The sequence below is a fragment of the Collimonas arenae genome, assembly GCF_000786695.1.
GTDB lineage: Bacteria > Pseudomonadota > Gammaproteobacteria > Burkholderiales > Burkholderiaceae_D > Collimonas > Collimonas arenae_A.
The window spans coordinates 4,604,438-4,618,201 of the sequence record NZ_CP009962.1 but is presented as its reverse complement, the minus strand read 5'-3'; the positions used below and the strand labels follow the sequence as shown (position 1 = coordinate 4,618,201).

13 protein-coding genes are annotated in these 13,764 nt (G+C 53.1%); 10 read left to right on the top strand and 3 right to left on the bottom strand.

The window, feature by feature from the left end:
* The first annotated feature begins 43 nt into the window (after window positions 1–43).
* Entirely contained in the window at window positions 44–763 is a 720-nt protein-coding gene (locus LT85_RS26755; protein WP_156117594.1) for a hypothetical protein, read from the top strand.
* A 149-nt stretch (window positions 764–912) separates the two neighbouring features.
* On the opposite strand, the gene LT85_RS20360 is transcribed toward LT85_RS26755, so the two are convergent.
* Window positions 913–1,575: a DUF2076 domain-containing protein gene (locus tag LT85_RS20360; protein ID WP_038492605.1), complete on the bottom strand. Its 663-nt coding sequence runs from the start codon at window positions 1,573–1,575 to the stop codon at window positions 913–915.
* Between the two features lie 233 nt (window positions 1,576–1,808).
* Here LT85_RS20360 and LT85_RS20355 point away from each other — a divergent pair, with 233 nt between their 5' ends.
* Window positions 1,809–2,558 carry an MgtC/SapB family protein gene (locus LT85_RS20355; RefSeq protein ID WP_367379784.1) on the top strand — a complete coding sequence of 250 codons (750 nt, stop codon included), beginning with the start codon at window positions 1,809–1,811 and terminating at the stop codon, window positions 2,556–2,558.
* A gap of 225 nt (window positions 2,559–2,783) precedes the next feature.
* Entirely contained in the window at window positions 2,784–3,320 is a 537-nt protein-coding gene (locus tag LT85_RS20350) for a universal stress protein (protein WP_052135348.1), read from the top strand.
* A gap of 161 nt (window positions 3,321–3,481) precedes the next feature.
* Here LT85_RS20350 and LT85_RS20345 read toward each other — a convergent pair whose 3' ends face one another.
* On the bottom strand, window positions 3,482–4,225 hold the full coding sequence (locus LT85_RS20345) for an SDR family oxidoreductase (protein WP_038492602.1): 744 nt from the start codon (window positions 4,223–4,225) through the stop codon (window positions 3,482–3,484).
* 108 nt (window positions 4,226–4,333) lie between these two features.
* On the opposite strand from LT85_RS20345, the gene LT85_RS20340 reads away from it, so the two are divergent.
* Window positions 4,334–5,263 (top strand): AraC family transcriptional regulator, encoded by a 930-nt coding sequence (locus tag LT85_RS20340; RefSeq protein ID WP_038496964.1) that lies wholly within the window; start codon window positions 4,334–4,336, stop codon window positions 5,261–5,263.
* Window positions 5,264–5,379: 116 nt separating this feature from the next.
* On the opposite strand, the gene LT85_RS20335 is transcribed toward LT85_RS20340, so the two are convergent.
* Complete coding sequence (locus LT85_RS20335; protein ID WP_038492599.1) at window positions 5,380–5,769, bottom strand: hypothetical protein; 390 nt, start codon at window positions 5,767–5,769, stop codon at window positions 5,380–5,382.
* 293 nt (window positions 5,770–6,062) lie between these two features.
* On the opposite strand from LT85_RS20335, the gene LT85_RS20330 reads away from it, so the two are divergent.
* The 6 genes from LT85_RS20330 to LT85_RS20305 all read left to right on the top strand — a co-directional run bounded on the left by LT85_RS20330 (window position 6,063) and on the right by LT85_RS20305 (window position 13,738).
* A complete protein-coding gene (locus tag LT85_RS20330; RefSeq protein WP_038492596.1) occupies window positions 6,063–6,839 on the top strand; it encodes an SDR family NAD(P)-dependent oxidoreductase in 777 nt (258 codons plus the stop codon).
* Window positions 6,840–7,184: 345 nt separating this feature from the next.
* The gene (locus LT85_RS20325) at window positions 7,185–9,680 is read left to right on the top strand and encodes a type VI secretion system Vgr family protein (protein WP_038492593.1); all 2,496 of its coding nucleotides are present in this window, start codon (window positions 7,185–7,187) and stop codon (window positions 9,678–9,680) included.
* The gene (locus LT85_RS20320) at window positions 9,677–10,495 is read left to right on the top strand and encodes a DUF4123 domain-containing protein (protein ID WP_038492589.1); all 819 of its coding nucleotides are present in this window, start codon (window positions 9,677–9,679) and stop codon (window positions 10,493–10,495) included. The genes LT85_RS20325 and LT85_RS20320 overlap by 4 nt, the downstream gene beginning before the upstream one ends.
* A gap of 96 nt (window positions 10,496–10,591) precedes the next feature.
* Window positions 10,592–11,320, top strand: a complete 729-nt coding sequence (locus LT85_RS26915; RefSeq protein ID WP_172657010.1) for a hypothetical protein — start codon at window positions 10,592–10,594, stop codon at window positions 11,318–11,320.
* A complete protein-coding gene (locus tag LT85_RS25615) occupies window positions 11,301–11,984 on the top strand; it encodes a DUF3304 domain-containing protein (RefSeq protein WP_216595030.1) in 684 nt (227 codons plus the stop codon). Before LT85_RS26915 ends, LT85_RS25615 begins: the two co-directional genes overlap by 20 nt.
* Entirely contained in the window at window positions 11,981–13,738 is a 1,758-nt protein-coding gene (locus LT85_RS20305) for a T6SS phospholipase effector Tle1-like catalytic domain-containing protein (protein ID WP_038492578.1), read from the top strand. Before LT85_RS25615 ends, LT85_RS20305 begins: the two co-directional genes overlap by 4 nt.
* The last annotated feature ends 26 nt before the right edge of the window (window positions 13,739–13,764 follow it).

Genomic DNA, 13,764 nt, shown 5'->3' with positions numbered 1-13,764 from the left:
GATGCAGCGATGCATCCCATCATTTTCATAGAATCAGAAGCTCGTGCGAAATCAGTATTATCTTTTGGCGCTTTTGCTGTCAGTCGCCGGACATGTTGGCCTGATCTTTGTACTCGATAGTGGCAAGCTGGCGACAGCAAGCTATGGATCCCCCCAAAGTGCGGCAACAACAGTAGAAGTGCAGCTAGGGGCATCAGGAAGCATCGAGTTGCCGGTCCGACCGATATTACCTGGTTTGAATGCGCTCGCCTCTCCTGAAAGTGATTCAAAATCCCAGCCGGTCGATGCGGAACCGCCTCATGCGGCAGCATCCGCAGCTGGGGCCAGAATTCCAAGCGGACCGGAAATCACAGGCGATCAGCTAGCGTCGCTTCAATCGCCAATGCCTCAACCGAGCGAGGGTGTAGCATCTCTTCCGCTTGCCAACCCGGCCTTGCCGCATTATTTTCGCGCGGACGAACTGACGGAGAATCCGATCCTTTTGCAAGATATTGATCCAGATACATTCATGGCGTTGCCTGATAACATTCCACCGCACGTAGCTCGGGCGTACATACTAATTAATGAGCAGGGAGAGGTAGATCAGGTCGTGATTGACGAGGAAGACCTTTCAGAGGAAGCCAAACGCTTTGTCAGCGACGCCTTTGCGAAGGTGAAATTCAGTCCCGGAAAACTTAACGGCCTCGCAGTTAAAAGTCAATTAAGCATCGAAATTTCTCTGGAACGAGCCAAAGTAGCGCCTATACCCGTCATTATGCGTTGAAGTTATTGAACGCATGGATCTAGCAATTCCCTCCATTCGAACAAGGATTTAGTATTCGCTGTTCGTGATCGCGTAGTGCTCAGCGTGCGGTAGCGGATGATTTTTTGATTTCCCCACCTGTGTGGCACGGTAAGGACGAGAGTGGTGGATTACACAAGAGTTCCATCATCATTGCCAATGTCATTACTGGCGGTGCTGTCTGGGTTATCCGAGCTATCGCCCGACGATGCATCATCGCCGTAGTAATTGTTGATAGTCGTATTTTCTACCGGAGCCGCCGCAGCCTGCTGGCCAAACAGCCCCGCGCCATGATTGCTGCTGTTCCCCATCAAGTGCTCTATCCCTTGAAACAGAAACGCCCCGCCGGCAACACCCGCAGCAGTGGTGGCGACACTCCCCAGCACATTTCCAATCCCACCACCAAAAAATCCCGATGCCGCAGCCGGCGCCTGCATTGGCGGCTGGTAGGCAGCGGCAGTTTGCATCGATGCTTGCTGATATGGCGCTGCGATGGCTGTCGGCCGCGATGCAGGCGCAGCACTGTTCCCCCAAGCATTTGCCGGATCCAGAAAACCGCGCGCTGGCGCTTGTGCCGACTGCACCTGGCTTTGCAATGTCGCGATTTGCGCTTTTGCTGCGTTGAGCGCCTGGTCCATCAATAACGCACGCTGCACCAGCAAGTAAGCGGCGTCGGGTTGCTGAGCCACAGCGCTGGCAATCAATGCATCGGCTTGCGGATCCTTGGCGATGCCTCTTGCCTGCGTCAGTTGATTCAGGAAATCTTGCAAAACTTGCGTTTCTTGCGGACTCATGCGGGTTGCTCCTTCATAATAGGGACGGTCACAGGAAGCATATGGAGTCGTTTGTCGGCCTGTTCAAGAGCTGTTCAATGGCGCGTTGAGATATCGCCAGACTTCGTGTTCCTTCATCAGCATTGCCGTGAAACCTTATTGCCAGCGTTACAATCACAAAAGTAGTGATAAACACCTTCCCACGCCCCTTTCAGGGGATATGAAAATCAACGCAAAAGAAAAAAGAATAGTGCATGAACATGCTTTCCCTTGATTCATTGGCCGTCTATTGGTCGGCCCCTGTGGTTACCGCAAATATCCTCATATTTTTCAACTTGTCGGGTGCCTTGTTGCTGGGGATGGTGGTCGGCTATGAACGCGCATTCCATGGGCGCGCTGCCGGGATGCGTACTTACGGCTTGGTGTGCATGGCCTCAGCGGCGCTTACAGTGTTTGTTGGTTATCCCGGTCTCTGGTATGGGGGGCATGTCGGATTGTCCATCACTCCTGACCCGACCCGGGTAGTGCAGGGCGTGGTCACCGGCATCGGCTTCCTGGGCGCTGGCGTGATCATGAAAGAGGGCTTGAATATCCGGGGGCTCACGACGGCGGCATCGATCTGGGCGGCATCGGCCATCGGTATCCTGGTCGGCATCGGCTTCTACATTGCGGCGATATCGCTGACGCTGCTGTGCACCCTGTGCATGATCTGGGTGGTCAAGCTGGAGCGCTGGCTGCCGTCGCGGGCAGGCGTTGCCGTCTCGGTCGAATTTGAAAAGGATTTTACGCCGCGCGAGGACGCGCTGCGCAAGGTCGCGTTCGAGCACGGTTATGAGATCGACGGCGATTCGCTGACGATCAGTTCCAGGGAAAAGCATGCGAAATGGCATTTCATCGCAGTAGCGATCGACAGCAAGAAAGGCACGTCGGTCTCCGAGCTGGCGCGCATGATGCATGCCTACGAAGGCGTGCAGAGCTTTGAATTGACCCATTGCCGCAATTGAGCAATGCGCTCCATCTATGCAAAAGATGTGGTCGTGAATAAAAGTTATTAACTTCAAAAACAGCGTACGCATTGCAAGGATTGCAATCGAAGCAGGTAAGCAAATGGTGTTGTTGCCGATGAAAGCAGGATAAGCAGGCAGCACGACCCACCAAAAATTTACAACATCTTTACATCGAGACTGCTACCGTAATGCCATGAACCGCTCATCATTCATGGAGACGTTATGATCAGCCTATCTCTCGGTTTGGGTACTATGCCAAGCGGCCGCGCGGCACAGAAGCAGGACTTTTCAAGACCTGTAACAGAAAATCGGAGCGCGCCCGACAGCAAATCTCTAAAGAAACTGCTGGTAGCCATCAACGGCTCAGAACACGGACTGCACGCGGTCCGGCACGTCATCAGACTGTATCGCCAGCATGACGCAAGCGAAATACACTTGCTCAACGTTCAAGACACCTGCGAATCCCCTAGAGTACACGCCTACTATTCACGCAAGAAGCTGCTTGCATTTGAGGAGGCTGCCGGCGACAAAGCACTGCTGGCGGCCCAGCATTTGCTTGCCGAAGCCGGGGTGAATTACGTGAGCCGGGTAGAAACCGGCCCCATTGCACAGACCATCACCAGCTATGCCGAAGCGCAGGGTTGCGACGCAATTGTGATGGGCACCAGCGGGCATGGTGCGATTACCTCCCTGATCGTTGGCAATGTGTCGATCAAGGTAATCCATTTGACCGACATTCCGGTGACGCTCGTCAAATGAAACAGGTGGACCTGAATTATGTTTTCCTCTCCCTTGGTTGTGAGCAAGCGCTAATGACTGTCTGAATCGGCTTTCTGAATCTTTGTTGGCTTGGATAACGTGACGATCCCAGATCCGGCGTGTAGAAAGTGTTGTCGCAAACCCGGCCCGCCCCCGCAGATTCAGCGTGATCCAGCCAACGCCACAGCATCGGCGCCGGCAGCAATGCGAACCGGAGACGACAGGTCGGTTGCCGCACGCCACACCGCTTCCGCCACGTCCTGCGCCCGGGTGACCTCCGACGATTGCCCCCATGCTTCGAACACACGCCGTGCAAGGTCGGCGTACGCCTCGGGAATGCTGCCTTGCATCCGGGGCTGGGCATTCTCGCCAAAGCGGGTATCTGGCGCCCGTCCCGGCAGCACCAGGCTTACTCTTATGCCGAAGGGTTGGAGTTCCAGCGCAAGCGATTCGGTGAACGCATTGATCGCCGCCTTGCTCGCGGTGTAGACGGCCAGCAGGGGAAGCGGCTTCAACGTCACGCTCGAGGTGACGTTGACGATGACGCCTGCCTTGCGTTGCCTGAACTGCGGCAGCACCGCCTGCGTGACGGCTATCGTACCGAGAGTGTTGGTCTCAAAAACCTCGCGAGCAGTTTCCATCGAGATGCCCTCCAGGGCGTCTAGCAAGCCGATCCCCGCGTTGTTGACCAGTACGTCGATCGGCCCGGTAGCCTCCACAGCCTGACGAATGCTGTGCGGATCGGTGACATCGAGCGCAAGTACGCGCAAATGCTCGGAACGGGGCAGCAAGTCTTCGCGCGGCGTGCGCATGGTGGCGACGACTTTCCAATCGCGATCAAGGAAGTACTTGGCGGTCTCAAGGCCGAAGCCGGACGAGCATCCGGTGATCAGGATGGTTTTCATGGAGAGTCCTCTAGGCTGTTTGCGGTACCAAAACTATAAGTGACCGAAGCCGGACCTGCTACAATTCAAAGTCCAGGTTTCGTTTGCGGGAGTCCGGTAATGGTCAATATGGTCGATCCGCTTGCAGAGGTAGTCACACTGCTCCAGCCGGGCGCACCGTTCTCGAAAATCGTCAGCGGCGCAGGTCGCTGGAACGTTCGCCGCATGGGGTCCGGGCAACCCTTCTACTGCGTGATCCTCGACGGGGCCAGCCGCCTTGCGGTCGACGGACACGAGCCGTTCACTCTCCAGGAGGGCGACTTTGTCCTGATCCCGTCGGCGCATGGTTTCACGATGTCAAGCATCGAGCCGACGACAGCCGAAGACGCCGATCTCCCTGCCGTCTTGTTGCCCAATGGCGAATTGCGACTCGGTATCCAAAGCGGCCCGCCTGACGTTCGCTTACTCGTAGGACACTGCGTCTTCGGTTCGCCGGACGCCGCCTTGCTGATTTCGCTCCTCCCGCAACTGGTGTTCGTGCGCGGCGAGCAGCGGCTAGCCACTCTCGTACAGCTAGTGGGCGATGAATCCCGCGCGTTGCGACCCGCACGCGACGTGATCCTGGCGCGCCTGCTGGAAGTCCTGCTCATCGAAGCCTTGCGCTCCACGGCGGGAACGGCAGCGTCGCCAGGCCTCTTGCGCGGGCTTGCCGACCCCCGCCTCGCGCTCGCCATACGACGGATGCACGAAAGGCCGACCGAACCATGGACGGTGGCGCAGCTGGCAAAGGAGGCTGCACTCTCCCGCTCGGCATTCTTCGAACGATTCAGGCGCGCAGTAGGCGTCCCCCCGATAGAATACCTGCTCACTTGGCGAATGGCTTTGGCGAAGAACCTGTTGCGACGCAGAGAAACAGGTATCGCCGAAGTGGTGGAACGCGTGGGCTACAGTTCCGCAAGCACGTTCAGCGTCGCGTTCACACGCCATGTCGGACTGCCGCCAACGCGGTATGCGCGCGAGCAGATCATGGAACCAGCCGATGAGAGCAGCGCTATTTGAGTCTCGCGGGGAGGGGGCAGAGTTAGGATCTCAGATCTGGCGTTTGGAATGTGTTATCGCAAGACCTAAACCTGCGTTCCATATGGAGGGATCTCCACGATTGAGTTTGTTTAGCGCTAGGAATCTTTCCCCAATTCAGTCAGTAGCGCCAAAACTATCTTGCGCCTACTGGCTGACAATGATCGCCAGCGCTGCAACAGAATTATCTCCTCTGCGTTGTTCGCTTCGTTGGGATGCTCACCTTTCTTGTTTTTTGGAGCATCTCCGTGCCGCAGCCAATGTTTAGGCACTTTAAGCCACGCGGCTAAAACATCAAGTTTGTCTTCGGCAGGGATTACTTCGCCATTCCACCATTTACGTACCGCTCCTGGCGTAATCGAGCCCTCTTTGTAGCGCAACGAAAACTGTCTTGCCAGTTCGCTGGATGTCGTCACCGAAGGCGATGCTTGGGCAAGCGCACCACGTAGTCGCTCGGAAAACCCTCTTTTTTCTGTTGGTGTATGCATAAGGCAATTGTCAAGACTCGCATCCTCAATATGGAGTACCAAACAGTTGTTTTATTTAATACCAATTGGTATTGTTTGGATTGCAAGAATTGCTGTTTGCTGGGGATGCTCCTGCAGCATAAGTGCGTCGGGAGCATATAACTTGAGAAACCTCCATACGCGACTTGAGCTAACAACTACGATCATCTTAGTTCTTTGAAGCAAAAAATGTCGCTTACAAGGGAGTGAAAAGGACTTGATTGGAAACTTGTATGCATCAGGAGTGGGGGAGGCACTTTAAATACCATGCCGCCATGAACCAACTCAACGCCTACTTCTCCCTCAAAAACAAAGTCGCCCTGGTCACCGGCGCCGCGCGCGGTATCGCACTCCACATCGCCTGCGCGCTCTCCACCGCCGGCGCCAGGCTGGCAATCCTGGACGTGCGCGAGCAGGAGGGTCAGGTCGTTGCCTGGCTGCTTGGCAGCGCCCAGGGCCGGGCCAGGTTCTGGTCGCTCGATGTCAGCGACCGCAAAGCAGTGCAACAAGTGATGGCGGCGGTGGAGGGCCATTTCGGCCGTATCGATATCCTGGTCAACAGCGCCGGCATCGATGCCGACAATCCGTCGGCGCAGGGACTCTCGCTGGCGCAGTGGGAGAAGGCCATGTCGGCCAACGTCAACGGCAGCATCCTCTGCACCAAGCACGTCATCGCGGCGATGGAGCGGGCCGGTGGCGGCTCTATCGTCAATGTGCTGTCTTTGTGTGCGCTAGAGGATGAGCGGCATGAAGCGGCCGACCATGCGGCGAAGGCGGCGCTGCGGATGGCCAATATGAATGCGATGCGCTATGCGGCGCGCAATATCCGTGTCAATACGATTCATCCGGGTTTTTCGCGGCCACCAGCGCTGGTGGAGGCTTTGCGCAAGCAAGGGGACCTGACGCAGAGGCTGGTTGATCTGGCGGAGGTGCAGATGCTGACGGGGCGGGGTTCGGCGACGGATGTGGCCGCGGGGATTCTGTATCTGGCGTCCGATGCGAGCCGGTTTGTCAGCGGGACAGAGTTGGTGATTGAGGCCGGGTACCGGTAATGATTCCAGCCGCGATTTGCCACCAAGCCTGGAAGCCGTCGCCGGTGCAGTCCACTCATCTGTCAATCTTGCTAATTACCCTACTCGGTGGATGTGGGAGATAGGGAGGGGCAATACTGCATCGATAAAAACAATGCTATTCTTGCAATTTATTCGTGACTAAAGACACAATTGTTTGCAATGCCATATGCCTGCATGGGTGTAGGATTATTGCTCTACGAAAACTGGTTTTTGTCACGATTTGCCAACAATGCGCAAATGCGGGCTTGCAAATTAATCAGTATTGTTTGTTAAAATCACACCTCATTTCCGCTGGGTAATATTGCATCTCAATAAAGGGTTCCCATGTCTGACGCCGTAAAATCACTGCAAAGCCTGACGCAGGGTCGTCAACACAACAGAATTTTGCTTCTGTCGTTCATTAATAAGGACGGCCCGAAGGCTGAGTTATTGATCAATCGGCTGGATGCCAGCGAAGCGTTAAGCCGGGATTTTTCTTACACGCTTGAGTTGTTAAGCGATGACGCAAACATCCCGCTCAAAACCATGATGGGCAAGCTGCTCTGTGCAGAGCTCGTTCGCGGAGATGGAACCTCCCGCTACTTCACTGGTTACGTCGAGAGCTTCCGGTTTAAGCGTACCGACGGCAGCGTTGCATTTTATGAAGCGCGGCTTGTGCCATGGCTGGCTTACCTCAAGTCAAGGAAGGACAACTATATTTTCCATCAGTTGTCCTTGCAGGATTTAAGCGCCAACGTGTTTGCCGATTACGGTGCGCATGCAGTCTGGGATTGCAATCTGCGCCACACTGATCCGGTGACCACCGAAATATTTCAATTCGCAGAAAGCGATGCCAACCTGTTGCATCGCCGCTGGGAAAATTTGGGCTGGCATTATCACTATGAGCATGATGCCAAGGGACATACCCTGAAATTGTCGGATGATTCGACCTATGCCCAGCCCATAGACGGCAAGCATGATGTTCCGTTTCAGCGCCATGCCGGCGCGATAGAAGAAGACGCCATTGCCGACTGGTCCCCGGTTCGCCAGTTTTCGATATCGACCGTCGCACTCACCAGCTTTGATTTCAAAAATTCTCGCCCGCAAGAAGTGAGCGTCCCCACGATCAATAAACAAGGGGCCGTGCCGGTGGTGGAATCATATAAATACGTGGGTGCATATGGCTTCTCCAACATGCAAGACGGCGATCGTCTAAGCCGTGTGAGGATGGGGGAGCCTGAGGCCGTTGCAAAAACTTTCGATGGCGGCGGTAACTGCCGGTTCTTGCAACCCGGGCGCACGTTCCGTCTGACAGGGCATTTTTCTGAAGACTGGTCCTCACGTAGCGATAAGCGGAGCGAAGAGCAGGATCACGAATTCCTCGTCATCAGCGTCGAACACAGCGCCACCAATAATTACCTGCAAAACGTCGATGCGGCACCGGCCTATACCAACACTGTGGTGTGCATCCGCAAGAAAATCCCCTGGCATCCTGGGCGCGGCTACAACAGCGAAGAAACACGCATCTACGGCTTGCAGACGGCAACAGTCGTTGGCCCTGCCGGCGAGAATCTTCACGTCGATAATTATGGCCGCGTAAAGGTGCAATTTCACTGGGACCGTGTCGGAAAAAACGATCAGGACAGTTCAGCGTGGATAAGAGTGTCCAGCGGTTGGGCAGGGGCTGACCAGGGATTCGTCGCCATTCCGCGCATCGGCCAACTGGTGATCGTGCAATGGCTGGATGGCAATTGCGACCGCCCCATTATTACCGGATCGGTCACCAGCCAAAACAACATGCCGCCCTGGGCCTTGCCGGCCCAAAGCGCGTTGTCCGGCATGCGCAGCCGGGAACTGGTGCCAAAGGGTGGCAACACCCCTGGCGGCCGTTCCGGCCACGTCCTGTTCGATGATAGCAATGGTGCCATACAGACGCAGGTACGCAGCGACGCATTTGATAGCCAGCTTTCGCTAGGCAGCATTACGCGCATTGAAAACAATGCAGGCCGCCAGGATGCTCGCGGAAATGGGTTTGAGCTGAGGTCAGATGGTCATGGCGTAGTGAGATCGAAGGGCATGCTTATAAGCACCGAGGCCAGGCCCAAGGCCGCGTCTCATATCACCGATATGGGCGAGACAGTCTCGCGCTTGACGCAATCTAGAGACCTGCATGAGCAGTTGGCTGGACTGGCGAAAGGACATCAGGCTCAAGGCAACGAAGCCGACCAGACCGACGTCACCAAGGCGATCAAAACGCAAAACGACGAAATCAAAGGCAGCGGCGGCGGTGACGGGAAATTTCCCGAACTGGCGAAGCCCCATCTGGTGGTGGCGAGTCCTAGCGGGATAGAGACCACGACCGCAGCGTCCACTCATATCGCCAGCACTGAACATACTGCATTGACGACAGGTGGCCACGTGTCTATCGCCACCGGAAAATCGTTTTTCGCGGCAGTACAAGACATGTGGTCAGTCTTTGTGCACAAGCTTGGTATTAAGCTGATTGCTGCTAGTGGCAAGGTACAGATTCAGGCGCAAAGCGACGACATGGAACTGCTGGCGCAGAAGGTGGTCGATATCATCAGCACCACGGACTGGATTAATCTTAAAGCCAAAGTCGGCATACGCCTCAACGGTGGCGGCAGTGAGATTGTCATCAGTAAAGACGGCATCAAGGAATATACCCCTGGCGGTCATGAAGTCCACGCAGCAAACCACCAGACCATGGGGCCGCAAGCCAAGCCATTACAATTCGCCGGCCAGTTGCCGGATCATGACATTTGCATCCCTTGCCTGTTGAAAGCAGCAAAGAGAAATGACCCATTCGCCAATCCGTCATGACAGAAACCATTCCTAAAATTTCCTCATTTCTGCTAATCGATAGCGCTATGCTAGGTGGCACAGAAGCTTTTCTGTCGATGATGTCAGACGCGCGTCCCGCGTGGCTGATCCCAATCTACAGAGAAGACGCAGCCACTGTTAGTCCGCTGGTGATCGATATCGAAGCCGCTGAACGAGCTGGACAGCTTGAGTTGATGATGGCATTGGTAAATGCCAGGCAACCGCAGTTGCATGTCTCCATTATAGAAACAGTACTGACGCACCAGCAGTTGGCGCAGCATCTGCGTCACTTTATTTGCGTCAGACTAGATACGGGTAAAGAACCTACATTGCGCTTTGCAGATTGCTGCATCTTGCCGGCGCTGGCGCACGTATTAACACCGGCGCAATGGACAACCTTCGTTGGTCCTGTTGTACGTTGGTGCGTTCATGAGCGAGATGGGACACTGACCACATTGCCACAGGCTGATCAAGAGCAAGCACCCGTAGCTACGCCATTTATTCTGACCGCTCAACAGGTTGAAAGCCTGAAGGAATCGGCAGCAGCAGATCAGTTGATTGGAAACGTGCAGCGTATGCGCTATGGTCAAACCTTATCGGGCAATCCAGTAGAGCAGCACCAATGGGCAAGTGAGGCCAGGCGTATTTGGCATGCTGCGGGTCACTACGATAATGGAGTGTTGTTTTCACTTGCCAGCGCAATTTTTGATACCCGCGGAGGACTGTTAATGCATCCCGAGTTGCCCGATATACTTGCGCAAAAAAATACTGCTTCTATTTGTCGTGATTTACAGCAAGCGGCAATTCGCCTTTGATATTCAACGTAATGAAAGCAGCTAGTGCGATTTCACAACTGGTCAAAATTTTTCCCAATACTCCTACTGACGCTATCATCACTGTCAAGCATGGCTGTGACAACAGACGACAGTGTGCCGTCTGAGAGCTTTTGTAAAAAACTCGTCTATAGGGTTCCGAATGAGGTTTTGATACAAGAAACCAAAAAAATTGCTATCGAAAAAAATCTTGAGTTGTCGGATCAAGACATCCGAAGTTACGCAGAAACATATCGCTTTATAAATTCTGCCAAAGAGGATGGAGCCCAACCTGATTTTGAAAAGGAGTTTCATAAACAGCATCCGGATTTGAGCTGGCAAGCAGCGCTCGTAATATCGGGTGCTCTTTTTGAAAACACGTTAGCGATAGAAGAAAAAGAAGTCTTGGGAAATCCAACTCAGAAACTAGATCAATTAAATGTGGAGTACAAAGCGCTACTTTTGAAAGTAACTCAGGAAATTATCGACGACGCCAATCGTAAGGGCATGGGGGGAGATTTACAATTTCCAGATATTAATAAAAGCGCCAAAAATATGTCGATGCTGGAATACAGCAAGATGGCGTTCGTAATTGGCAAGGCATTTAATCGCACCTTGCCTTATGAGGAAAGAAAAAAATATGCGATCTCAGAACAAGCCATAGAAAGCAGGCGCGCCGAAATTATTAAAGAAATGAAAAATGCGCGGCAATGTTCCAGCATCTCCACCAGTCTCATTGTTGCCTACGGTGAAAGTCTGGAAGCGAATGCTTTTTATCGCCCTATATTGCGTCTTAAAGAAGATGGGCATGTTGAAGAGATACTGTGATTATCAGAAGCTTATCGTTAGGAATAAATTAATGAAGCCATTTCAAAAAAAAGGGCGACTTAGCTGGTTCCATACAGTCGCTATGTCCTTATTAGCATTTATTTTTACCGGATGCGCCAGTTTTCAGGCTGGAGCAGGTGAGGACAATTTCACACCTGTTGGCTTAACTGGCGTTCAGCACATTGGCAGGGATTTCAATATTTCTGATTTTTATGTTAACGGCGCAGGTGGTGGCAATGTTGGGCGAGGCGGCGGCGGCGGCGGCACCGTCTGCTGCGTGGCGTTGCCGAATCAATGGCGGCCTGATCTGACCGTCGAGGTACGTTGGGCCGTGGGTGATTGGAGCAAAGAAAATCTCACAGAGACGGATCACGGAAACTATAAGAGTATTACTTTCGAACGTTACAAAGCTAGAGTTCCGGTCGAAAAATACGACGCGCCTGAGCAAGTGTATGTCCATTTTTTCGCCGGGGGGAAGGTACGCGTAGTTTCTAGTTCCCCCGGTTCTCTTAGCAAACTCCACCCAATTCAACGCAATGACTCGCATGCGGCAGATATCGCGACTGTCGGCACGCCTATTGATGCTCTATTTACACCGGAAGAATTGGATGAAATAGGGCGGAAACGAGAAGCAAATCTTAAAAAATATGGGGATTGGAGATGATAGAAGAACTCACTTTTGCCGTTGCGCCAACTCGCCAAGCCCCAGCCCAAGGGATTACGATGGTTGTCCCTAAGCATCATCTTGATTTTGGAAAATGTGAAGAAAATTTGCATGTCGGCTTATTTTTCGACGGCACAAATAATAACCGTGACGAAGATAAGCCGAAGCTGGGGCATAGCAATATTGTGAGGTTGTCCGACGCTTATCCGCAAGAACCGGCAGATGGTCTTTATCGGATTTATGTCCCGGGTGTAGGCACCCCTTTTATCGAAATTGGAGAAATGGGACATAGCACTTTCGGCAATGGCTTTGGTTTGGGTTGTGAGAGCCGCATAATATTTGGCTTATTGGCAATTTTTAATTCAATACATCAACGGGCTTACGACGATCAGAAACTATTCAATGCCGCACAGGTTAAAGCTCTATGTCGCAACGGCCCAGGTGAACCACTTGAATCAGACCAAAAGCCGTTAGAAGCTCTAGGGATAAAATATGGTTTGTTAATGCCAGATGCAGCTGAAGGTTATCGTCGGCAAGATTTTCTAGAAAAACAGTCAAAACTGTTAGAGAAAAAACTTGCAGCGCATGGCAAACCTGACATCAAAGAATGCTTCGTGGATGTATTCGGTTTTTCACGCGGAGCGGCACAAGCTCGTGTGTTTTGCCAGTGGCTAGATCAACTGCTGTCAGACGGTAAACTGGCGGGCATCACCGTCCGTTTACGCTTTGTCGGTCTGATGGATACGGTGGCTTCAGCGGGGATATTGTCTGGCATATTTGGGGCCATTACGAATAGCACCGATGGACATAAAGGCTGGGCTGTACCAAAGAATTTGCTCATTCCTGCTTCAGTGGAAAATTGTGTGCACATGGTGGCAATGCACGAGCTACGCAAGAATTTCCCTCTCGATGAACTTGGAGTGAACGGTATATTGCCGCCGCATTGCCAGGAGTTTGCGTATCCTGGTGCGCACAGCGATGTCGGCGGCGGCTACCTACCGGAAGAACTAGGTATTTCGGTCGGCAAGACTCCAGCCGAGAGCGACGCGCTCAAACTGGCACAAATCCCCCTTAATCACATGCTGGAATGCGCGCTTGCGGCCGGCGTTCCTCTGAATAAAAAATTAGCAATCTCCGATTCAGGCCATGATCCGTTCATCATAGATCCACGTGTGGAACAAGCCTTCAATAATTTTTTAACAGCCTCCACAATGGTCCCGCGCCAGATGCACAATTGGTTGCAACCTTATCTGACTTGGCGTTGGCAAGTATGTAAAAGCTACGAGCAGCTTCATCAAGTTCAAAAAGCAAATGCAGAAGATCGTAAACTGTTGATCGATGCGAACAAGAAATTAGTGAGGGATGCCGAGTTGATAGCATTCAAAGGCGATGCGAGTCGATCTCGGCGGTTTCTCGATTATGTCAAAGGCACTCCCGGTGCGAGTCTTAAAGAGCACGAATATCGGCAGTCCGAATTAAGTTCGCTAGATCAGGAAGCACCTGCGGTAGTGGACATCGCGCAGAAAGCGCCACCGACGCCTGAGCCGCTGGCAGTCCTTTTCGACGACTATATTCACGATTCCTATGCTGGTTTTACCAAAAGCCTTGTCGAGCCAACAGGATATTGGCGTTACCGCAAAGGATTCCGTGGTAATGGCGAAGTAACGATCGTACGCAACGAGGTAAAAGATCCAAACCGCACTGAACAGGTTGCAAGCAATGATGCTATCGATCAAAACACTGCAAGGGGTTAATGCCGTTCCTACCCCTTGACAGGCCA

Excerpts from the sequence above, each read along its gene's own strand:
- LT85_RS20335 (WP_038492599.1), bottom strand. The coding sequence starts at position 5,769 with ATGCATACACCAACAGAAAAAAGAGGGTTTTCCGAGCGACTACGTGGT.
- LT85_RS20355 (WP_367379784.1), top strand. The coding sequence starts at position 1,809 with ATGAACATGCTTTCCCTTGATTCATTGGCCGTCTATTGGTCGGCCCCT.
- LT85_RS20350 (WP_052135348.1), top strand. The coding sequence starts at position 2,784 with ATGATCAGCCTATCTCTCGGTTTGGGTACTATGCCAAGCGGCCGCGCG.
- LT85_RS25615 (WP_216595030.1), top strand. The coding sequence starts at position 11,301 with ATGTTGAAGAGATACTGTGATTATCAGAAGCTTATCGTTAGGAATAAA.
- LT85_RS20360 (WP_038492605.1), bottom strand. The coding sequence starts at position 1,575 with ATGAGTCCGCAAGAAACGCAAGTTTTGCAAGATTTCCTGAATCAACTG.
- LT85_RS20345 (WP_038492602.1), bottom strand. The coding sequence starts at position 4,225 with ATGAAAACCATCCTGATCACCGGATGCTCGTCCGGCTTCGGCCTTGAG.
- LT85_RS20305 (WP_038492578.1), top strand. The coding sequence starts at position 11,981 with ATGATAGAAGAACTCACTTTTGCCGTTGCGCCAACTCGCCAAGCCCCA.
- LT85_RS20340 (WP_038496964.1), top strand. The coding sequence starts at position 4,334 with ATGGTCGATCCGCTTGCAGAGGTAGTCACACTGCTCCAGCCGGGCGCA.
- LT85_RS20325 (WP_038492593.1), top strand. The coding sequence starts at position 7,185 with ATGTCTGACGCCGTAAAATCACTGCAAAGCCTGACGCAGGGTCGTCAA.
- LT85_RS20320 (WP_038492589.1), top strand. The coding sequence starts at position 9,677 with ATGACAGAAACCATTCCTAAAATTTCCTCATTTCTGCTAATCGATAGC.
- LT85_RS20330 (WP_038492596.1), top strand. The coding sequence starts at position 6,063 with ATGAACCAACTCAACGCCTACTTCTCCCTCAAAAACAAAGTCGCCCTG.